This window comes from Pseudochrobactrum algeriensis (genome assembly GCF_018436245.1).
Classification (GTDB): domain Bacteria; phylum Pseudomonadota; class Alphaproteobacteria; order Rhizobiales; family Rhizobiaceae; genus Pseudochrobactrum; species Pseudochrobactrum saccharolyticum.
The window spans coordinates 2,455,874-2,478,567 of record NZ_CP075361.1 but is presented as its reverse complement, the minus strand read 5'-3'; the positions used below and the strand labels follow the sequence as shown (position 1 = coordinate 2,478,567).

Annotated in this window: 15 protein-coding genes; 4 read left to right on the top strand and 11 right to left on the bottom strand. The window is 52.3% G+C overall.

Features of this window, described 5'->3' with window-relative positions; all coding sequences use genetic code 11:
• Positions 1-30 precede the first annotated feature (30 nt).
• Positions 31-4,776 carry a glutamate synthase large subunit gene (gltB, locus tag KHQ09_RS13510; protein WP_338019246.1) on the top strand — a complete coding sequence of 1,582 codons (4,746 nt, stop codon included), beginning with the start codon at positions 31-33 and terminating at the stop codon, positions 4,774-4,776.
• Positions 4,777-4,807: 31 nt separating this feature from the next.
• Positions 4,808-6,277 (top strand): glutamate synthase subunit beta, encoded by a 1,470-nt coding sequence (locus KHQ09_RS13505; protein WP_213598746.1) that lies wholly within the window; start codon positions 4,808-4,810, stop codon positions 6,275-6,277.
• A gap of 131 nt (positions 6,278-6,408) precedes the next feature.
• Here the strand turns inward: KHQ09_RS13505 and KHQ09_RS13500 are convergent, their stop codons facing one another.
• Together KHQ09_RS13500 and KHQ09_RS13495 are read right to left on the bottom strand one after the other, a co-directional pair.
• Positions 6,409-7,668 (bottom strand): SGNH/GDSL hydrolase family protein, encoded by a 1,260-nt coding sequence (locus tag KHQ09_RS13500; protein WP_213598744.1) that lies wholly within the window; start codon positions 7,666-7,668, stop codon positions 6,409-6,411.
• Between the two features lie 107 nt (positions 7,669-7,775).
• On the bottom strand, positions 7,776-9,041 hold the full coding sequence (locus KHQ09_RS13495) for a lytic murein transglycosylase (protein ID WP_374828103.1): 1,266 nt from the start codon (positions 9,039-9,041) through the stop codon (positions 7,776-7,778).
• A 559-nt stretch (positions 9,042-9,600) separates the two neighbouring features.
• On the opposite strand from KHQ09_RS13495, the gene galU reads away from it, so the two are divergent.
• On the top strand, positions 9,601-10,494 hold the full coding sequence (galU, locus tag KHQ09_RS13490; RefSeq protein WP_022709701.1) for a UTP--glucose-1-phosphate uridylyltransferase GalU: 894 nt from the start codon (positions 9,601-9,603) through the stop codon (positions 10,492-10,494).
• A 54-nt stretch (positions 10,495-10,548) separates the two neighbouring features.
• On the opposite strand, the gene KHQ09_RS13485 is transcribed toward galU, so the two are convergent.
• Entirely contained in the window at positions 10,549-12,075 is a 1,527-nt protein-coding gene (locus tag KHQ09_RS13485) for an outer membrane beta-barrel protein (RefSeq protein WP_213598742.1), read from the bottom strand.
• 297 nt (positions 12,076-12,372) lie between these two features.
• On the opposite strand from KHQ09_RS13485, the gene KHQ09_RS13480 reads away from it, so the two are divergent.
• The gene (locus tag KHQ09_RS13480) at positions 12,373-13,347 is read left to right on the top strand and encodes a KpsF/GutQ family sugar-phosphate isomerase (RefSeq protein ID WP_238481637.1); all 975 of its coding nucleotides are present in this window, start codon (positions 12,373-12,375) and stop codon (positions 13,345-13,347) included.
• Between the two features lie 50 nt (positions 13,348-13,397).
• On the opposite strand, the gene KHQ09_RS13475 is transcribed toward KHQ09_RS13480, so the two are convergent.
• The 8 genes from KHQ09_RS13475 to KHQ09_RS13440 all read right to left on the bottom strand — a co-directional run bounded on the left by KHQ09_RS13475 (position 13,398) and on the right by KHQ09_RS13440 (position 22,378).
• Positions 13,398-13,856, bottom strand: a complete 459-nt coding sequence (locus KHQ09_RS13475; protein ID WP_213600010.1) for an NfeD family protein — start codon at positions 13,854-13,856, stop codon at positions 13,398-13,400.
• Complete coding sequence (locus KHQ09_RS13470) at positions 13,853-14,938, bottom strand: SPFH domain-containing protein (RefSeq protein WP_213598740.1); 1,086 nt, start codon at positions 14,936-14,938, stop codon at positions 13,853-13,855. The genes KHQ09_RS13475 and KHQ09_RS13470 overlap by 4 nt, the downstream gene beginning before the upstream one ends.
• A gap of 54 nt (positions 14,939-14,992) precedes the next feature.
• The gene (gene hemH / locus KHQ09_RS13465; protein ID WP_139316437.1) at positions 14,993-16,039 is read right to left on the bottom strand and encodes a ferrochelatase; all 1,047 of its coding nucleotides are present in this window, start codon (positions 16,037-16,039) and stop codon (positions 14,993-14,995) included.
• A gap of 169 nt (positions 16,040-16,208) precedes the next feature.
• A complete protein-coding gene (locus KHQ09_RS13460; protein ID WP_213598738.1) occupies positions 16,209-17,972 on the bottom strand; it encodes a 5'-nucleotidase C-terminal domain-containing protein in 1,764 nt (587 codons plus the stop codon).
• A 146-nt stretch (positions 17,973-18,118) separates the two neighbouring features.
• Positions 18,119-18,499: an outer membrane lipoprotein Omp10 gene (omp10, locus tag KHQ09_RS13455; RefSeq protein WP_075656969.1), complete on the bottom strand. Its 381-nt coding sequence runs from the start codon at positions 18,497-18,499 to the stop codon at positions 18,119-18,121.
• A 212-nt stretch (positions 18,500-18,711) separates the two neighbouring features.
• Entirely contained in the window at positions 18,712-19,353 is a 642-nt protein-coding gene (locus KHQ09_RS13450; RefSeq protein WP_213598736.1) for an aminotransferase class IV family protein, read from the bottom strand.
• Between the two features lie 3 nt (positions 19,354-19,356).
• Positions 19,357-20,547 (bottom strand): aminodeoxychorismate synthase component I, encoded by a 1,191-nt coding sequence (locus KHQ09_RS13445; RefSeq protein ID WP_420801447.1) that lies wholly within the window; start codon positions 20,545-20,547, stop codon positions 19,357-19,359.
• A gap of 7 nt (positions 20,548-20,554) precedes the next feature.
• Positions 20,555-22,378 (bottom strand): M3 family oligoendopeptidase, encoded by a 1,824-nt coding sequence (locus tag KHQ09_RS13440; protein WP_238481739.1) that lies wholly within the window; start codon positions 22,376-22,378, stop codon positions 20,555-20,557.
• Positions 22,379-22,694: the final 316 nt, after the last annotated feature.

Genomic DNA, 22,694 nt, shown 5'->3' with positions numbered 1-22,694 from the left:
TGTACCGGGTCTAAGGAGGTTTCGATGTTGATCAAGTCGCATTCTGTTGGGGCATTTCAGGCTCATACGCATACAGAAAAAGGCGGCAAAACCACAACATCGACTAAAACCACCAAAACATCCCGAACTATGCCCAAGAAACAAGGGCTTTATGATCCGCGACATGAGCATGATGCCTGTGGTGTCGGCTTTATTGCGCAGATGAAAAATGTGCCGTCGCACCAGATTGTGCTGGACGGCTTGCAGATGCTTGAAAATCTCACGCATCGCGGTGCCGTGGGTGCCGACCCGCTGATGGGCGATGGTGCCGGTATTCTGGTGCAGATTCCGCACCAGTTTTTTGCGCAAGAAATGGCAAAAGCCGGTATTCATCTGCCGGATGCCGGATATTATGCTGTCGGCCAGATTTTCATGCCGCAGGATGTAAAACTGCGTGCGCATCTGGAGCGGGTGATTACGGAAGTGATCGCCGCAGAAGGTCAGACATTGCTCGGTTTCCGCACAGTGCCGGTGGATAATAGTTCACTGTCCAAAGCGCCGGAGATCGCTGCAACCGAGCCGGTGCATCGTCAGGTCTTTATCGGCCGCAACCCGAATATTGCCAGTGATGATGATTTCGAGCGCCGTCTGTTCGTGCTGCGCAAGGTGATTTCCAACCGGATTTTCCACGAGACAGAAGGCCGTGACAACGGTTTCTATATTGTCTCCATGTCTGCCCGTACCGTTGTTTATAAAGGCATGTTTCTGGCCTATCAGGTCGGTGCTTATTACAAGGATTTGGCCGATCCTCGTTTCGAGAGTGCCATTGCACTGGTGCATCAGCGCTTTTCAACCAATACTTTCCCGTCGTGGAAACTGGCGCATCCATATCGCATGGTTGCCCATAATGGTGAAATCAACACGCTGCGCGGCAATGTAAACTGGATGGCCGCGCGTCAGGCTTCGGTTGATAGCGAGCTGTTCGGCAATGACATTTCCAAGCTCTGGCCGATCTCCTATGAAGGCCAGTCGGACACGGCCTGTTTTGACAATGCACTCGAATTTCTGGTGCAGGGCGGTTATCGCCTGAGCCATGCGATGATGATGCTGATCCCTGAGGCTTGGGGTAATAACAAGCTGATGGCGGATGAGCGTAAGGCATTTTACGAGTATCATGCCGCCTTGATGGAACCTTGGGACGGGCCTGCCGCCGTTGCTTTCACCGACGGCCGCCAGATTGGCGCGACGCTGGATCGTAACGGTCTGCGTCCGGCACGTTATCTGGTGACCGATGATGACCGGATCATTCTGGCATCGGAGGCGGGTGTACTGCCAGTGGACGAGAGCCGCATTGTCAAAAAATGGCGGTTGCAGCCGGGGCGTATGCTGCTGATTGATCTGGAAGAGGGACGCATTGTCAGTGATGACGAACTGAAATCCCAGATCGCCAGTGCGCATCCATATCGCCAATGGCTGAAAAACACACAGCTGGTGCTGGAAGATCTGGCACCGGTGGAGCCACGCGCTCTGCGCCGTGATGTCAGCCTGATCGAGCGTCAGCGCAGCTTTGGTTACACACAGGAAGACACCAAACTGCTGATGGCGCCGATGGCGACAACGGGGCAGGAAGCGGTTGGTTCGATGGGGACGGATACACCGATTTCCGCGCTCTCGGACAAGGCCAAACTGCTTTATACCTATTTCAAGCAGAATTTTGCGCAGGTCACCAATCCGCCGATTGATCCGATCCGGGAAGAACTGGTGATGAGCCTCGTGTCCTTTATCGGGCCACGGCCAAACCTGTTTGATCTGGTCGGCACATCACGGCGCAAGCGGATGGAAGTGCGCCAGCCGATCCTGACCAATGCTGATCTGGAAAAAATCCGCTCAATTGGTCATTCGGAAGACCGGTTTGATACCAAAACACTGGATATTACCTATCCGGTGAATGAAGGTGCGGCAGGTATGGATGGCACATTGGCGCGTCTGTGCGACCGTGCGGAAGCGGCGGTGCATGGCGGCTATAATATTATCATTCTGTCTGACCGGCAGGTCGGGCCTGACCGTATCGCCATTCCGGCTTTGCTGGCAACGGCTGCTGTGCATCATCATCTGATCCGCAAAGGTCTGCGTACATCTGTGGGGCTGGTGGTCGAGAGCGGTGAACCGCGCGAAGTGCATCATTTCTGTTGCCTTGCCGGTTATGGTGCCGAGGCGATCAATCCGTATCTCGCTTTTGATACGCTGACCGACATGCATCAGCGCGGGGATTTTCCACCTGAGGTGGATAGTAGTGAGATTGTCAGCCGTTACATCAAGTCTATCGGCAAAGGCATGCTGAAGGTGATGTCGAAAATGGGTATCTCCACCTATCAGTCCTATTGTGGTGCACAGATTTTTGATGCCATTGGCTTAAAACAGGATTTTGTTGACCGGTATTTCTTCGGCACAGCTTCGATGATTGAAGGTGTGGGCTTAAATGAAGTGGCACAGGAAACTGTGTTGCGGCATAACACGGCCTTTGTGAAAGAAATCGGCGGTACCGGTGCGCTGCCTGCGGGTGGTGAATATGCTTACCGTATTCGCGGTGAGGCGCATATGTGGTCGCCGGATGCGGTGGCCAAGCTGCAACATGCTGTGCGCAATGACAATCCGAAGAGCTTTGCGGAATATTCCGAAATGCTTAACAGTCGTTCTGCGGCAGCCAAAACCATTCGCAGCCTGTTCCACTTAAAGCGCGCGGGTGAACGCGGAAAGAGGCCGGTTGATCTGGCAGAAGTTGAACCTGCGGCTGAAATCGTGAAGCGCTTTTCAACCGGTGCCATGTCCTTCGGCTCGATCTCGCGTGAAGCACATACAACACTGGCCGTTGCCATGAACCGGATGGGTGCCAAGTCCAATACCGGCGAGGGTGGTGAAGAGCCGGATCGTCTCTATCCGCTGCGTGACGGTTCACCAAACCCGCAACGCTCGGCGATCAAGCAGGTGGCATCAGGACGTTTTGGCGTGACCACGGAATATCTGGTCAATGCTGATATGATCCAGATTAAGGTGGCGCAGGGTGCCAAGCCCGGTGAAGGCGGTCAGTTGCCGGGACATAAAGTGGATGCGACGATTGCCAAGACACGTCATTCCACACCGCGTGTCGGCTTGATCTCACCGCCGCCGCATCATGATATTTATTCCATTGAAGATCTGGCACAGCTGATTTTCGACCTGAAAAATGTCAATCCGCAAGCCGATATTTCGGTCAAGCTGGTGTCGGAAGTCGGTGTCGGTACGGTTGCTGCCGGTGTTGCCAAGGCACGTGCCGATCATATCACCGTTTCCGGCTATGACGGCGGTACCGGTGCATCACCGCTGACTTCGCTCAAACATGCCGGTTCCCCTTGGGAAACAGGTCTGGCGGAAACGCATCAGACATTGGTTCTCAATGGTTTGCGCTCGCGCATTGCATTGCAGGTCGATGGTGGTCTGCGCACAGGGCGCGATGTGATTATCGGTGCTTTGCTGGGGGCGGATGAATTCGGTTTCTCCACCGCGCCGCTGATTGCTGCCGGTTGTATCATGATGCGCAAATGCCATCTCAATACTTGTCCGGTTGGTGTGGCGACCCAAGATCCTGTGCTGCGTCAGCGTTTCAAAGGCACACCGGAGCATGTGATCAACTTCTTCTTCTATCTGGCGGAAGAAGTGCGTGTGCTGCTAGCCGAGCTTGGCTTTACCAGACTGGAGCAGATTATCGGCCGTTCCGACCTGCTGGAAAAACAGGCTGCGATTAATCACTGGAAGGCACAGGGTCTGGATTTCAGCCGTATTTTCTATCGCCCTTATGCAGCAATCGCTGGCGATGAAAAACAATTGCGCCATACGCAATTGCAGCAACATCCGATTGATGATGTGCTGGATCGTGATCTGATTGCAGCTGCCGCACCGGCACTGGAAAATCGTGAGAAGGTTACGATTACCCGCAGCATTAAAAACACGGATCGCTCGGCAGGGGCGATGCTGTCCGGTGCGCTGGTCAGTCGTTACCGTCATAAAGGTCTGCCGGAAGATACGATTCAGGTGCGTTTCAATGGTACTGCGGGGCAGTCTTTCGCGGCATTTCTGGCACATGGTATCAGTTTTGAACTCCATGGCGAAGGCAATGACTATATCGGCAAGGGCCTAAGCGGCGGGCGGATTATTATCCGTCCGAGTGAAGACAGCCGTCTCAAAGCCGATGAGGCGATTATTGCCGGCAATACTGTGCTCTACGGCGCGATTGAAGGTGAATGTTACATTCGCGGACAGGCGGGCGAGCGTTTTGCCGTGCGTAATTCCGGTGCCGTGGCGGTTGTTGAAGGCGTGGGCGATCATGGCTGCGAATATATGACCGGCGGTGTGGTGGTTGTGATCGGCGAGACAGGGCGCAATTTTGCGGCCGGTATGTCCGGTGGCGTGGCCTATGTGCTGGATGAAGCCGGTGATTTTGCCCAGCGTTGCAATATGGCGATGGTCGAACTGGAGCCGGTGCCCGAAGAGGACGACATTCTCGAAAAGCTGCATCATCACGGCGGTGACCTGATGCATAAAGGCCGCGTGGATGTTTCCGGCAATATGACCCGTCACGATGAGGAGCGTCTGGCACAGTTGCTGGCCAATCATCATCATTATACGGGGTCTGAGCAGGCGCGGATGATCCTTGATAACTGGGAACAATATCGTCCGAAATTCGTCAAAGTCATGCCGGTCGAATATCGCCGTGCCTTGGAAGAGATGGAACTTCTGCGCAATCCGGTTGCCGCAGAATAATCCGAACTTCAGAAAAGAACAGGTTGTTAAAATGGGTAAAGTTACAGGTTTTCTGGAGATCGACCGGCAGGTTGCGCAATATCAGCCGGCATCGGATCGCATCAGGCATTTTCGTGAATTCACTCTGCCGATGAGTGAGCCGGAAGTGCAAAAACAGGCAGCACGCTGCATGGATTGCGGTGTGCCGTTCTGCCATGGCGATAAAAGTGGTGACAGTGGTTGTCCGGTGAATAACCAGATTCCGGACTGGAATGATCTGGTCTATGCGGGACAGTGGGAAGAGGCGATTGCCAATCTCCATTCCACGAATAATTTTCCGGAATTTACAGGGCGGATTTGCCCTGCGCCGTGCGAGGAATCCTGCACGCTCAATCTGGAAGATATGCCGGTGGCCATCAAAACCGTTGAGCAGGCACTGGCCGACAAGGCTTTCGAACTGGGGCTGATACAACCGCAAATTGCGGCTGTTAAGACCGGAAAACGTGTTGCGATTATCGGCTCGGGCCCTGCAGGTCTGGCCGCTGCACAACAGCTCGCACGGGCTGGTCACGGTGTTGATGTCTATGAACGGGAAAGCCGTGCGGGTGGTTTGCTGCGCTACGGTATCCCTGACTTTAAAATGGAAAAGCACCTGATTGACCGTCGTATCGCCCAGATGGAAGGCGAAGGTGTAACTTTCCATTGCGGTGTGGAAATCGGCAAGGACATTGCGGTCAAGCAATTGCTCAAAGATTATGATGCCGTGCTCTATTGCGGTGGCGCGGAAACACCACGCGATCCGGCTTTGCCTGGTTCTGATTTAAACGGCGTTTATGATGCCATGCCTTATCTGGTGCAGCAGAACCGCCGTGTTGCAGGGGAAGATGAACAGTCACGTGCTTGGGCATTGGAAGACAGTATTTCGGCTGCCGGCAAGCGCGTTGTGGTTGTCGGCGGTGGTGATACGGCTTCTGACTGTGTGGGTACAGCGTTCCGGCAGGGCGCAGTGCAGGTCACGCAGCTGGATATTCGCCCTGAACCACCGTTGCGGGAAGATAAGCTCGGCGTGTGGCCTTATTGGGCAACAAAGATCCGTATTTCGTCCAGTCAGGCGGAAGGCGCTATGCGTGAGTTTCAGGTGGCAACACTTGGCTTTGGCGGCGAAGACGGCCAACTGACCCATGTGCTTTGCAGTGCAGTAGACGAACGACGCAAGCCAATTGCCGGTTCTGAATTCATTTTGCAGGCTGATCTGGCATTCATTGCCCTTGGTTTCAGCGGCCCTGCCAAGCAAGGCGTGTTGCCGGAACTTGGTGACAGGCTGAAGCTGAAAAAAGATGCCCGTGGCGGTGAGAGCGTGATGGCCAATGAGACGGAGTATCACACATCTATACCAAAACTCTTTGCAGCGGGTGATGTGCGTCGCGGCCAGTCATTAGTTGTCTGGGCAATCCGTGAAGGGCGGCAGGCTGCAAGAGCTATTGATCTGCAATTGATGGGTGCAAGTCTGTTGCCTGCGTGAATGAAGAAAGGCCTCGCTAAAGCATTTCCAGCAAAAGTGTGAAGCGGTTTTGCGTAGGATAATGCGTAAACTAAAAGATAGAGCGGCTCCAGCTATTTAATCTTAACCGGAGCCGCTCTTGAGGCTTTTTTTTAAGGGCGTGGCCAGCTGAAATCATCCGCACGGCCATGCGGAGCAGTTTTCAGCGCAGGCTTGTTGCCTGCAGTAGCGGTTTTACTGATCACTGTTGTATCACCCAGCAATGTATCATCACCGGACTGATCCAGATCATTGAGTTTCATTGGCCCGATACGGGTGATTTCTTTCTGCACCGGCAAAGCCATAGGCTCATTGCTTTTACTGTCAGGTGAAACAGGAGCATCCGGTGATGAGAGTTTCAGCAACTGGCGCAATGGTTTTTCCGCATAGAAAGCCAGCTTTCGTTTACCGGCTGCGGTCATATTAATCCCGTCATTGCCGCGTAGGCGTACCGTCTGGCCATTCACATCAACACCGGTCTGAGTGAAGCTGCCTTTATCATCGACAAAACCGTCCCATACATCGGCGAAAACAACCTGAGGTGTTGTATCTTCCGTTGTGACGGCTTGTTCTGCCGCAGTCTTATAAATCTTGTTAAGCGACAACATGGTCTGAGACAGTGAAGAAGATTGATAAGGTGGCTGGCCGATCCAGACAACAGGCACGCCGGATTTCGCTGTGACTTGCAGAAATTCATCAACCCGCGACTGATACAGTTTCTTCCACTCATCCGTATCGGCGGCAACACTGACGCTTTTCTGTGTGAGCGGCTGGCGGTCATTCGCCCCGATCATCATAACGACGACGGCAGGTTTCTGCTCAGTCAAAATGGCCGGAAGTTCTTTGCTCCAGTTATAATAATCCTGACGAACAAAGCCTGATGAGCCATTGGTCCGGTTGATAACCTGCAAATCTGTTGTCTGGGAAAAGGTCTCTGTCAGCCCTTCGGCAAGACCACCGGCGATGAAATCACCGATAACCATAATCTTCCGCGCATCGGGATTCTTTACGACGGCTTCCGGTTGCGGCGGTGTAATAATGGCTGGTTTAGGCTTGGTGACAACCGGCTTTTTCTTCACTGGTGCCGAGCGCCGCTGCGGCTGCTGTACCGGAGGGCGGGTGACTTCCTGCTGTCTGGGCTGTGCGGGATTTCCGAATAATATATCCAGCAATGTACGGCGTTTTTGTTGCTGCGGATATTGTTGGGCAATGAGAGCAGGGGCACTGTCCGGCTCTGCCATTTGTGTCTGTGCAGTGGCGGGAGCTGCCAGCAATGCGCTCAGGCTGAAAGCCACAGTTAAGGCCATAGTTAAAGATTGCAGGCTGAGCAAGCCCGCTCTGATCTTGTTCTGTGTGACTGTTTGATCTTTCATAACGGGTTTCAACCCTTAAGCCCTCTGCTGCATCTGCCGTTTAAAACGCATATATGCGGCAGTATAAAGGATCAGGCCGGATCAACCGGCCTGACAATAAGTCGTATTTAGCGGCGACGCAGAACGCTGAGCACTTCTTTGCTCGGATGGCCGTCGGGTGACAGCCCGTTGCGCTGCTGGAAGGCCTCAATTGCCTTACGTGAACTTGAGCCGATTTTGCCGTCAATATTGCCGTCATAATAGCCAAGTGCACGAAGATGCGTTTGCAGTTCTTCACGTTCTTTCATGGAGATTGGTGTGAAAGGACGGTTCCAGTCCTGCACCAAACCTTGATAACCGGCAACGCGGTCGGCCAGAAGACCCACACCGAGAGCGTATTTATCCGCATTATTATAACGCTTGATAACGAAGAAATTCTTGGTCATCAGGAAGGCAGGGCCGCTACGGCCATCCATGACTTTCAGCGTGGCTTTTTCAGCATCACTCGGGAACGGACGGCCATTGGCACGCACCAGTCCCAGACGGCGCCATTCAGCAATGCTCAGGCTGCCGGACGGGAATTTACCCGAAGCAGGCAGAACCACTTCGTAACCCCATGTGCGGCCTGGCTCCCAGCCGTTTTTACGCAGAAGATTGGCAGCCGTTGCCAGCGCATCCGGCACGGAATTCCAGATATCGCGTTTGCCATTACCGTCAAAATCTACCGCATAGGCTTGATAGCTGGTTGGGATAAACTGGGTGTGCCCCATTGCACCGGCCCATGAACCGCTCAGATGTCCGCGGTCAATATCACCGGTCTGCAGAATCTTCATCGCTGAAATCAGCTGCGTGCGGGCATATTTGGCGCGGCGCTGATCGGCATAGGCCAGTGTAGCCAGTGAGCGGATCGCATCGCGCATCACATCCGGACGCTGCATCATCTCGCCATAGCCGGTTTCCATCGACCAGATAGCCAGAAGCACATTTTTGTCTACGCCATATTGCTTTTCAATCGCATTGAGGGCTTTGCCCCATTTGCGCGCCATGGCCTGACCGGTGCCGATAGAATGTTCGTTGACACGGTTGTCGATATATTCCCAGACAGGGGACGTAAATTCAGGCTGATAACGCGCTTTTTGCAGCACTTCCGGATCAATGGCATTCACACCGGCAAAAGCACGGTCAAAAGTGGCCGGAGCAATCCCGTTCTGAAGGGCTACAGGGCGAAAACTGGAAACCCATTTGCGAAATTGTGCATCGGCAGATGCATAGCCGGTTGTCAGAATAAGCGACAAGGCAGCCGCAGAGGCAGTTGTTGCTGCGGTCTTCCAGAAGCGGCTTTTGAAAATATGGGTTCGAAGCATGCTTTTCTCCCTGAATATAAACTTTAGCATTTCGCATTCTAACAATGCATACAGGCATTGTTACGGGTACGAAAATGCAATCAATCAAGAGCGTCGTTCAGTTTGCCGTTGCTCACTACGCTCGGGTAATGGTTTTAGCCGCATTATCCGGATGCAAAATCGCTTCACAATTTTGCGGGAAATGGTCTAGGTTCATTGTTTATGCCACACGGAAGTTAGCATTTAGTTTACCATGCAGTGCCGGAATTAAGAACCGGCAAAAAACTGTTAAGACAGTGCAGATAATAATCAGACAATGAATGATCTGCATATGCGTAATTTCGGCTTGTCTGAATTACTGCATCATTGATGAACCGGACGTGAAGAAACTCCTGTTCGGGTATGAGAGACGCTCAACTGCGTTAATAATCGCACATGAAATGTGACCGTAACTTTTAGAAAATGCAGGCTTTTTTCATAGTTTGGCTGTAATGGCTTTTATAGATCAGGTTTAGCAAGAGACTAGAGTACAGGTTGATAATAGAAAAATTATAACCGGCGGCTTAGGTTTGTTTGATGTAGGTTGAAACCGGATAAAACGGGAAGTGACATGAGTTCAGTTAAAAAAATCCGCAAAGCAGTTTTTCCTGTCGCCGGACTGGGGACACGTTTCTTACCAGCCACAAAATCAATCCCGAAAGAAATGCTGACTGTTGTTGATAAGCCGGTCATTCAATATGTGGTTGATGAAGCGCGCGAAGCGGGTATTGAGCATCTGATTTTTGTGACCGGCCGCAATAAAGCAGTGATCGAAGATTATTTTGATGCTCAGGTTGAACTTTACACAACGCTACAGGAACGCGGTAAGCTTAATGAGCTGAACCATATGCAGAGCCTGCAGCCGCAGCCCGGTACAACCAGTTTTACCCGTCAGCAGGTGCCGCTTGGCCTTGGCCATGCAGTATGGTGCGCCCGCGAGATCGTTGGTGACGAACCTTTTGCACTGTTGCTGCCGGATATGGTGATGCAGTCGAAAAAAGGCTGCCTCAAGGAAATGGTTGAGCTTTACGAACAGACCGGCGGCAATGTGATTGCTGTGCAGGAATGTGATCCGGAAGAAGCGCACAAATATGGTATTGTCGGTAAAGGTAATGCAATTGGCAATGGTTTTGAAATCAACCAGATGGTTGAAAAGCCTGCCAAAGGCACCGCGCCGTCAAATCTCTATATTAACGGCCGTTATATTTTGCAGCCGGAAATCTTCGACCTGCTGAGCAAACAGGAAAAAGGTGCCGGTAACGAAATTCAGCTGACTGATGCGATGCTGAAACTGGCGAAAGATCAGGATTTCTACGGCTTTAATTATCAGGGGCGTACCTTTGACTGCGGCTCCAAAGAGGGCTTCATTCAGGCCAATGTGGCTTTTGCCTTGTGGCGCCATGATATCCGTCCTCTGGTCGAAGTCAGCATTGATGAGTTGCTCAAGACGATTAAACTCTCTTAGTTGAAACAAAAAAGCCGGTCAGTGACCGGCTTTTTTATTACGACTGTAATTATGTCAGCGGCGCAGTTTTACGCCGAGATAGACGCTGTTACTGCTATATTTACGGCTGGCCACATCGCTGTTGATGAATTCATGGCGCAATTTGCCATCCACACCGAAGAAGCGGTTGAACCAATAGGTCGCCCCGATTTCCGCGCCCATGCCATAATCGGTGCCACTGCCGTCACGATTATCACGGATGGAAGCATCAAAGCGGGCATTTACGCTGAGATCGGCACGGATCATGCGGGTGACATCAATATTGGCGAGATACAAAATGGATGAATTGCCACCAATATCCGGACTGCTGTCGAGATAGGTGCGAAGACCAAAGCGAACATCAGTGCCGCGCTGGGGCGACCAGTTCATCGCTGCATCCACCGACAGGCCGCCGGTATCTTGCAGACGGTCATCTGCACTGCGTGCGCCGATATAACCGACAGAGAATTCACCGTTCAGTTTTTCACCGGTATTGATCTGCAAGCCGGTACGAAGCCCGAGCTGGGTTGCATTGCGATCCAGACCATTATCATTCTGGTAAAGCCGGCGACCCACTTCAACTTCCGCAAACGGGCGGATAGCGGCGCTCAGCTCAAAACCGCCGCGCAATGTCATACTGACATAGGTATTATTGCGGTCGCTCTGATCCAGCTGGTCGCCATTATATAATTTGGCTTTGCCGTAACGGGTATTGTTCACCCGTGCTATCGCACTGGCAAAAATCTTGCCGATATCGCGCTCAATACCGGCCTGCGCATTCAGGCTCTGTACCAGAGGGCGGGTGCGTGCGGCGCTGATACCATTCGGATCAGATGAATCTTCACGATTAACAGAATAACCAAGCCCGAAATTCAGACGGGTTTCATCACTCATATCCAGCCGTAATGCAGCATCAATCTGCCCGCGCGGATTAGAAACATACTGGCCGGAGAGATTTCTCTCGAAGATGCCGGATGCATCCAGTGTGGCCAGATGGCTTGCCCAGTCTGAACGGGCATTCAGCCGTAATGCGGTTTCGGACAAGACACCGCTGGTTCCGGTTGAGCTATTATCGGCATTATTGGTGGCGCGGATACCCTGATCCAGCGACGGACGTAAGATGAAACTTCCGGCGCGAATGCCCTGCGGTTCAAACGGATCCGCTTCGAAAGGTGCACGCGGGCGGCCTTCAAGGGCGCCTTCCGGCATATTTTCCCGTCCTTCGCGAACGGCTCTGCCTGCATCTGCGGGGCCAGTACGCAAGCCGCTGATATCTTCGCTCAAAGGAACAGCGCTGTCGGCAACAGGGCGTGCAGCCGGAACTGCAGGATTGATTGCAGGCTGTGCAACGATACGGCCATTGGCATCATAAGTTATATTTTCAGTGCCTTCGCTCTGCGCAATAACATCGGCAATTGCGTCATTTTGAGCACCGGAGGGTACAGTTTGTGCCTGGGATATGGCCACGGATGAAAACAGCACAACGCCCGTCAGCAGAGCTGCCTGACGCAGCCCGTACAGGGAAAGCGGGGCGTAATGAGCCGGTTTGGCTGTTTTTTCCATTGTCCTGCCAAGAGTTGTGCACGCAACTGAGAATGCCTGCACGGAGCAGGCTTGTTACAGGACGGTAAATGATCATGGTTAATACAAAGTTTCTTTTGCTGTAATGGGCTGGCTTTATTCAGCTTTTCAGCTTGTGCTTTATTAATTGCAGGGAAATATGTGCTGTGTTTCTGTAAGCAGGGAGGCTGGACAGGGAATATGTAAAGTTTTACCTCATAATTCGTTTTGCAGAATGCAGCTCCGGTTTCTATATAGAAGAAGCACTATTGACCGGATGAATGAAGTGAGAGAAGTCCATTGAGCAGCCACAGCCCAGCTATCCGCTCCGCCCTGAATACAATCGCAGTTGAAAAAGCCGGTATGAGCGCTCTTGAAGATGCGCTGCAAAACGGGCTTGCAGAGCCGTTTGAGCAGGCGGTTCAGGCGATCTCTGCTATGAAGGGACGGGTTGTTGTGACCGGTATCGGCAAAAGCGGTCATATCGGCTCCAAGCTGGCAGCAACTTTTGCGTCTACCGGAACCCCTGCGTTTTTTGTGCATGCGGCGGAAGCCAATCATGGCGATCTCGGCATGATTAACAGCAATGACGTTATTCTTGCCCTGTCCTGGTCGGGTGAGACTGCGGAGCTGAAAGGTATTGTCAGCTATTCCCGCCGTTTTAAAGTGCCGCTGATCGCACTGACTTCCGGTGAGCATTCCACGCTCGGTCGTGAATCTGATGTGCTGTTGTTATTGCCGAAAGCAATTGAAGCCTGCCCGCATGGTGTTGCACCGACTACCTCGACTTTGATGCAGCTGGCAGTGGGTGATGCACTGGCACTTGCTCTGCTGGAAAGACGCGGCTTTACCGCCAGCGATTTCCGCGTATTCCATCCGGGTGGCTCACTGGGCGCAAGCCTTTCTCATGTGAAAGATATTATGCATCGCGGTGAGGAATTGCCGCTGGTCAAGATCGGCACGCCAATGCCGGAAGCGATGCGCATTCACTCGCATAAGCATTTCGGTTGTGTGATTGTTGAGAATGAAGACGGCACACTGGCCGGTATCATCACGGATGGTGACCTGACACGCAATGTCGACCGCCCGATGGCGACGCTGAAAGTCGATGATATTATGACCCGTACACCGAAGACTGTCAGCCCTGACCAGCTGCTCGGTTCAACACTGGCACTTTTGAATGAAGCGCGTATCGGCGCGGTGATTGTGGCTGAGAATAACCGTCCTGTCGGGCTGGTGCATTTCCACGATCTGCTGCGTGCCGGTGTGGCTTAAAACGCTCTCTGCAGGATAATAAAAAGGCGGCTGATAAGCCGCCTTTTTTGTTATTTCACTTCTTCTACTTGCAACAATCCGTCGTGATATTCCCGCACGATAATTGTCTTACCGGCGGGAAGATCAGGGCCGGTCACACGCCAGAGTGTATCATCAAAACGTGCACGGCCATGGCCGTTGATAATCGGCTCTTCCAGCGTGGTGCGCATACCGATCAGCTGATCGGCTCTGCGGTTGAGCAGCGGTTCATCGCTGTTCTGCACCCGCGGATTAAAATATTTGCGCCCGATCAGCACGAAGATCACCGACAGAACCATGAAGAGCAGCAGTTGCGCTTGCCAGCTGTCGATGAAACCGAGGCCGGTAAACGCAATCAGGCTGGTAACCAGAGCAGCAAAACCGATCCAGATCAGGAAGACACCCGGTGTCACCAGTTCCAGAAACAGCAGAACAAGGCCAAGGACGACCCAGTTCCATATCCCCAATGCTGCGAGCATATCCGGCATCAGCGTGATCCTGTCGGCGGTACACGATTGCCGATAATGTGGTTCGGAACCGTGACATAATCAGCAGAGCCGCTGCGGGTTGTACCTTCACTGCGGGCAGCCGGTTTGGCTGGCGCCTTGCGTGCAGCCTGTGCGCCCTGAGTAGTGGTATTCGCACCGGAATCCGAATTATTGCCGAAGACTTCTTTGGCAATCGCACCAATACCGCCCAATGTACCGATCAGCGACGAGGCTTCCAGCGGCATCATAATGACCTTGTGATTTTTGGCAGAGGCCATTTCGGAAAGCGCATCGGTATATTTCTGTGCAACGAAGTAATTCAGCGCCTGCACATCACCCTGCGCAATCGCTTCGGATACCATGGTTGTCGCTTTGGCTTCCGCTTCTGCCAGACGCTCACGGGCTTCCGCTTCACGATAGGCGGCTTCGCGCTTACCTTCCGCTTCAAGAATCTGCGACTGTTTCAAACCTTCAGCGCGCAGAATCTGCGCATTGCGGTCACCTTCCGCTTCCAGAACCTGCGCACGCTTGTCACGCTCGGCTTTCATCTGGCGGGCCATGGAATCGATCAGATCTTTCGGCGGATTGATATCTTTGATCTCAACGCGGGTGATCTTGATGCCCCATGGATGCGCCGCCTGATCCAGTACGCGCAGCAGACGATCATTGATGGTGTCGCGGTTGGAGAGCAATTCGTCCAGATCCATCGAACCCATGACGGTACGGATATTGGTCATGGTCAGGTTGAGGATTGCATATTGCAGATCGGAAACCTGATAGGCAGCCTGTGCCGCATTCAGCACCTGAAAGAAGGCGACAGCATCAACCGATGTGGTCGCATTATCACGGGTAATGACTTCCTGTGTCGGTACGTCCAGTACCTGTTCCATCATATTGAGACGCGCGCCGATACGATCAAAAAACGGGACGATCATATTCAGCCCCGGCGACAAAGTGCGGGTGTAACGGCCGAAACGCTCGACAGTAAAATTGGAACCCTGAGGCACAATTTTAATACCGGCATAAAGTGTGAAAATAACCACTGCAGCTAAAATCAGCAGGGCAATATTGGCACCGAATTCCATTCTGTTTCCTTTTTAAAATGCCGGAAATGATGATGGTCTTGTTTTATAAAAGTCTCAGACCCAGCCCTGCAATTCACGGCGTACGAGGTCTTCAATCACGCGCATACCGAGTTCCGTGTCATTGAGGCACGGAATATGGCTGAAATTTTCGCCGCCATTCTCATGGAAGGATTCTGCCGCTTCATTGCCGATTTCATCAACAGTTTCAAGGCAGTCAGCCACGAAACCCGGATTGAATACGGCAACGGATTTGATGCCTTGTTTTGGCATTTCCTCGATGGTTTTATCTGTATAAGGCTGGAGCCATTCCTCAGGGCCAAAGCGCGACTGGAACGTGCTGATCAGCTTGGTTTCATCCCAGCCAAGGCGCTCGCGCAGCAGGCGTGTGGTTTCAAGGCATTGCTGCGGATACGGATCGCCGCGGCGTGCATAGCTCTGCGGAATGCCGTGATAGGAGGCAACTACGACCTGCGGATCAAAATCCAGCTTGGCAATATGGTCTTCAATCGAGCGTGCCAGCGCATCAATATAGACCGGCTCATGCTGGTAGGACGGCACTGTACGCACGGCAGGCATGAAACGCAGCTTGTTTAGTGCGTCATTGAGTTTTTCAATCACACTGCCGGTGGTGGAAGAAGAATATTGCGGATAGAGCGGGAAGGCGACAATACGGGTGCAACCCTGTTCGCGCAGGCGTGTCAGCACATCTTCAATCGATGGCTGGCCATAACGCATTGCCCAGTCCACAACCACATTGCCGAGATCGGAGAGGCGGGCGCTGAGCTGATCGCTCTGGGAGCGTGTAAAGGTACGCAAAGGTGATTCATTGCGCTCACGGTTCCAGATACGGTCATAGGCGGCGCCGGACTTTTTCGGGCGTGTATTGAGCACAATACCGAACAGGATCGGATACCAGATTGCCTTCGGCCATTCGATAACACGCGAATCCATCAGAAACTCGCGCAGATAGCGGCGCATGGATGTGTAATCAGTACCATCAGGTGTTCCCAGATTGATCAGCATTACGCCTGTTTTTTCAAGAACAGGTTTTGCTGAAACCGGCTGGGAAGTCGCGGATTGGCTCATCACATTATCATGCATGTCTGTGTCTCTATCCTGAGGGGGCGGTGCTTTCACTCGAACAAACACAATCTGTATCTGCGTGCGCGAAAGCTGCCGAACAAAATTTGCCTATCATAACAGTATTATGTCCGGCATGACCAGAACATAACCATAACATGATGAGAAAACTCAAATTTAAAGTGGTTTTTTATTGGGAAGGTGCTCCGGTTTTTAAAACAGCACCAACCGGCAGTTTCCGTGGCTTGTAATTCGGGTTCTGACGGAACAGGCGTTTCCATTCTGTGCCATTGCCATAAAGCTTCTCTGCGATCGACCAGTAACTATCACCTTGTTTGATTTCATAAGTCTCAGAGACCGGCATTTTTGCTGCGGGCTGTGCAGCATCTGAATAGGGCGAATGTTGCTGCAAATATTCAGCAACAACCTGATCGAGTGAAGGGCCGTAATCATAGGCTTTTTCAGCTTTTTGGGCGATCATGTCATAGCCGTCACCGCCTGTGCGCAGATAATCGGTTGCGGCAATGCCATAGAGCTTATTATCATCAAGCGGCTGCCATTTGTTTTCAGCATCCTGCATTTCGACGGTAGTAATGCGCTGTCCGGCAGGTTTGGCCATATCCAGTGTGAATTTTATGCCTGCAACCTGCGGATAACGGCCGCTGCCTTTTTCAATCTGACTGACACCATTCTCCAATGCTGATCGCAGATCGCTGCCTTTCATCTGAAATGTTGCAATCGTATTCTGAAACGGCAGCACCACCAGTACATCGCCCATAGTGATGTCACCGGCCTTGATTGAAGCGCGCAATGCACCGCCATTTATCAACGCGGCGGTGATACCCTGATCGCGGACACGATCGAGCATGGCAGTGGTGACCAGATCGCCCATCGGGCATTGCCGTGTGCGGCAGCTGACAGATGAGCCGTCAATCAGTTTGGTTGTCTCGGCGACACGGCGGTTTTTCAATTCCTCAATCGGCTTGGCCATTTCCGCAATGCGGCTGGCCAGTTCTGCGTCCGGCTTGATGGAGGCATCCAGCCGGAGCGGAGCGCCGGAGGCTGATGTGAGATTGCCCGCATCGTCAAAATTCAGCACCAGCCTGCCCAGATATTGCGTATAGGCATAGGCCGTGACGACCGGCACCATCTTGCCGGACGGATTTTTGACGAGAGTAGGATAGGGGCCGGAAGCGCGTAAGGCATTGTCGCCGAGCAATGTATGACTGTGTCCGCCGACAATTGCATCTACATCATCCAGTTCTGCTGCCAATTGCTGATCCGCATCATAACCCAGATGGGTGAGGGCGATGATCTTGTTCACGCCTTCTGCCTTCAGATCTGTGATTATGCGCTGCAATGTTTCCTTGGCATCAAGAAAACGGATGTCCTTGCCCGGACGTGCGATTTCCACCGTGTCCGGTGTGGTCAGGCCGACAATGCCGATCTTTTCATTGCCGATTGTTTTGACAAGATAGCGCGCGAATTTGCCGTGGATCGGTGAACCGGCAGCGGTTTCAATATTGGCAGACAGAACCGGCAGTTTGATTTTATCCAAAAAGGGCGCCAGCCCTTCCTGCCCAAGATCAAATTCATGATTGCCGAGTGCCATGGCATCATAGCCGATGGCATTCATGAATTCGGCATTGTCCGTGCCTTTATAGGTGGTGAAAAACAGAGAGCCCTGAAACTGATCTCCGGCATCCAGCACAAGCATATTGCCGCCCTTGGCGCGCTCTGCATCTATAGCCGCTTTCAGCCGTGCCATACCGCCGAAACATTGCTGCTCTGCGCTTTCTTTAGCCGAGCAGGTCGCGTCATATTTATTGACCTCTTCAATGCGGGAATGTGTGTCATTCGTGTGCAGAATGGTCAGTGTGTAATCGGCATAGGCAGGCAGTGACAGGCTCACGAGACTGGCGCTGCAAAACAGAATCTTGAACAGTCCGGACATAGCTTTCTCCGTGGATATTTGTCGGGGCAGAATAGCATAGTAATATGACGAATGCTGTTTGCATCTCCCAAGTTCTGAGAGAGCTGAGAATAGCAAAACGCCCGCAGCTGAGCCGCGGGCGTTCATATTTTTTAGTACTGAATGATTCAGGCTTTACGTGTCAGCGAGAATTGCGAACCGGTAGATGTGGTGCAATTGAGCTGTGACGGAGTAACCTGTGCGCAATTAACTTTGGATGTAGTGCCGCGTACGATCGAACGCATATCAATTTCCACCAAACGCGGTGACAGGTAACGGTAATTACCTTCTGCCAGCTTTTCATTGGTGTCAGTTGTGCGGGTTTCAAAAACGCCGCCGTTGAAATTCGATGTAATGCCATTGGCGTCGACCCAGCCACCGTCAATACCGGCATTAGCCGGACGGGTCGGCATGGTGTTGCCGCCACCGCCATTGACAGGTCCGTATGTGGTACAGGCAGCGAGTGTGGCAGCCAGACAAAGGGATGCGGCCGTGCGGAATGTTTTCATAAGCGAGCTCTCCCGGGATTCTGCAAAATTTTATAATAATTTGATGTATGTAAATGCGGGTAAATACAAGAGCTTTATAGGTTCCTTAACCATGAAGAGCCTTGTATCTGTTGCTTTTTTACCTCACATCTTTGTGTGTGGAGCGGTTTTGTTGGTCTCAGACAGCAAAAACATTATATTTTATAATGGTGTAATTTAAAGAGCGGCGGATATCAGAATGCATCGGCTAAATGCGCTCGTATCATGCCGCGCAGAGAATTGCCGACAAAAATCCGGTGCGCTTTTTGCAAGTGCTGAAGCGTGAGAACGGCAGTTCTGGCTTTACCCTGTTGCAGCAGTTCCTGCCGCAAGACGCCATTCAGCAACCCGCATTCCAGCGGCGGGGTCAGCAATATACCATCCCCCATATCCGCAAAGAGCGAAGTGATCGTGCCTTCGCAAAGCTCGTCTTTTTCATTGAGCAGCAGAACTTCATCGGCCTGTGCAGGTGTAAATTCCGCCCGTGCGGCTTCATAGTCCGTACGGCATGTTGTTTTGTGGTGCAGCAGCTCATCAGTACTGTTCAGACGGGTTTTGGCAATTGCCAATGTCCAGATCATTTGCGGCGGCAAAGGCTGAAAGACTGCGGTGATGATATCTGCTGTACCGTCTGCCGTCAGGCAAAGACGGACACGTAAGGCATGAGGGCTGTTTGCATGTGCCTGCAATTGTGAACGGATAGCACCTTCATCAAAAACAAAACCGAGTTGCGTTGCGGATTGTTGCAGACGCTGTAAATGCTGTTCAAGACGCAGAAAGCCATTGGCAGGCTCAAAGCGCAATGTTTCGATCAGGCCAAAATTCAGGTCTTGCATGTTTCACTCTCGGGTGCCGGAGACTGTGTTCTCACCGGTCGCATAACGGGCTTTCAGCAAACATTCGGCATATTCCGCTTCTGCAGTTGAATCATAGACCACACCGCCGCCGACATTGAGGACTGCTTCTCCGTCAGGATAGAGCGACAGGGTGCGAATGGCGACGTTGAAACGCATTTCGCCGGATGGTGCAATCCAGCCGATGGAGCCGCAATAAATATCGCGCGCCTGTTGTTCAAGCTTGTGCAAAATCGTCATGGCGCTGATTTTCGGTGCGCCGGTCACCGAGCCGCACGGAAACAAAGCTGCAAAGATCTGCCGCAAAGTGAGATCGGGCAACAGCCTCGCCCGCACATGGCTGACCATCTGGTGTACCGTCGGATAGCGCTCGACATGGAAGAGTTTCGGCACAGAAAGGCTGCCGACTTCGCTGATCAGCGAAATATCATTGCGCAGCAAATCCACGATCATACGGTTTTCGGCCTGACTTTTTTCGTCATGGATGAGAAAATCACGCAAGGCATCATCTTCTTGTGGTGTTGTCCCGCGCGGCGTGGTGCCCTTCATCGGATGGGTTTCTATCCAGCCGTCTTTATCGACCTGAAAAAACAGTTCCGGTGAGCGCGACAGAATAAGCGGTGCCTTGTCTTGCGCAGTCAGATTAACATATGCGCTGTAACGCACAGGCTGACGGTTGCTGAGATCGGCAAACAGCGCCTCAGGCTCACCGTGATAGCGTGCTGAAATCGGAAATGTCAGATTGCCCTGATAGCAATCACCTTCACGTAAATGACGATGCAGGCGTTCGAAACGCTGCTGATAATCCGTTTCCGACCAATGGGCATGAAAATCAGAAAGATGCGCATTGGTGCCAATGTTCCGGTTTCCGGCAGGGATATCCGCCGGAGGTTCACTAAAGACACCAAAGCAAATCAGCGGAACACGGCGTTTCTCCGGCAGCAGGGGAGCCAGTTTGGGCTCCAGCAGAAAACCCGCCTCATAGCTGAAATAGCCTGCAAGCCATTTGCCCTGACGGTGCGCTGCTTCAAGCGCGGCAAAGCCTGCCTCAAAATCGGAAGCCTGTTCAATAATAATCAGCTGTTCCGGCTTGTTGAACAGCATGGATTGCTGTTCAACATCGTCACGAAACAGAATGAAAGGCTCAGAAGATGCAGGCATTGCTCGCTCAACCATAATGCGATCAGTCTTCCATCGCTTCCAGTTCGTCGATCATGCCTTCAATAACTGACAGACCCTGTTGCCAGAAGGCCGGATCAGAAGCATCCAGACCGAATGGTGCCAGCAGTTCTTTATGATGGCGGGTACCGCCAGCTTTAAGCATGTCGAAATATTTGTCCTGAAAGCCTTCAGGATTGTTCTGGTAAACCGCATAGAGTGAATTCACGAGGCAATCGCCGAAAGCATAGGCATAGACATAGAACGGCGAGTGGATGAAATGCGGAATATATGTCCAGAAGCTTTCATAGCCCGGATTGAGGCGGATTGCCGGACCTAAGCTTGAACGCTGCACTTCCATCCAGATTTCGCCGATCTGTTCGGCTGTCAGCTCACCGTTTTTGCGCTCGGTGTGAACTTTACGTTCAAACTGGTAGAAGGCGATCTGGCGCACAACCGTATTGATCATGTCCTCGGTCTTCTGCGCCAGCATGGCTTTGCGCTCGCGCTTATCTTTTGCTTTAGCAAGCAGAGACTGGAAGGTCAGCATCTCACCGAAGACGGAGGCGGTTTCAGCCAGTGTCAACGGGGTTGAAGCCATCAGCGCGCCCTGTTTGGCAGCGAGAACCTGATGCACACCGTGGCCAAGCTCATGGGCAAGGGTCATAACATCGCGCGGTTTGCCCAGATAGTTGAGCAATACATAAGGATGTGCTGAAGGCACAGTCGGATGGGCAAAAGCTCCCGGTGCCTTGCCTGCGCGGGTCGGCGCATCAATCCAGTTCTTGTCAAAGAAGTCGCGGGCAATATCGGCCATTTCCGGTGCAAAGCCTGCATAGGCATCCAGCACAGTTGCTTTTGCTTCATCCCAGCCAATAGTCACCTGCGGGGTTTCCGGCAGCGGCGCATTGCGATCCCAGTTATCGAGCTGTTCAAGGCCGAGCCATTTGGCTTTCAGCGCATAATAGCGATGGGAAATACGCGGATATGCATCATTTACGGCGCTGGCCAGTGCATCGACAACTTCACGCTCAACGCGGTTGGCAAGGTGGCGGCTGTCGGCAATATCTTCAAAACCGCGCCAGCGGTCGGAGATTTCTTTATCCTTGGCCAGTGTATTGGTGATGAGCGTGAAGAGGCGCAGATTTTCACCAAAGGTTTTGGATAAAGCATCCGAGGCTTTTTTACGGGTTGCACCATCAGCATCCTGCAACATGGTGAGCACCGGCTCGATTGGCAACTCCTGACCATCGATGGTAAAGCGCAAACCGCTCATGGTTTCGTCAAACAGACGGTTCCACGCAACAAAACCGGTGACAGAGATGTCATGGAACAGTGTCTCAATCTGGTCATCCAGCTGGTAAGGCTTGTCTTTGCGCAGGTCGATCAGCCATGGCTTATAATGGCCGATAGCAGGATTTTCAGCGATCGCCTTGTCGAGCAGGGCGTCATCAATACGGTTGAGTTCCAGCGAGAAGAAGATCAGATGGCTGCCTGCATCGGTGAGTTTCTGCTGCACATCGCCATAGAGTTTGGCATTGGCGGCACTGGATGTGTCATCCGCATAGAGCAGGCCGGCATAGGAATAGATGCGTCCCATCAGTTCCTGAAGCTGTTCGAATTCTTTAATCGCATCGGCAAAATTACCGCCCTGAGGTTTGGAGGCTTCAGCTTCGAGCTTGCCTTTCCATTTATTCTCAAAGGCAACTGAGCGCTCTGCTGAAAGCTGCAGGTCGCGGGTCAGTTCCGCACTGTCCGGTGACGGGTAAAGATCGGTGAGGTTCCAGCACGGCAGATTGCTCAGCTCGGAAGCTGCGGAAACCTGTGCCTGCGGGGCATCGGCAGGCATACGGAGAAATTCTGCATGGTTGCGTAAATTCATTGCGGTTCAACCTCATACGATTCTTTTTAATGCTGTAGTCTATATAGGATGTTCCTGCGCAGATTTCATGCGTTTCAACAGTATTGAAATTGCGGGATCAAAGTCGGGTGCAGGCAGGCGCTGTTAAGATATAAAAGGGTGAAATCAGCATGCCGGATCAGGTGGCGCTGGTGCAATTTTGTGTTTTTTCGACTCAAAAGCAGAGCCAAAACCGATTTGGTTCCCGAAATGAGGCTCTCTATCCCATCACATTGCGTTACATTGACGAAACAATGTGAGTAAA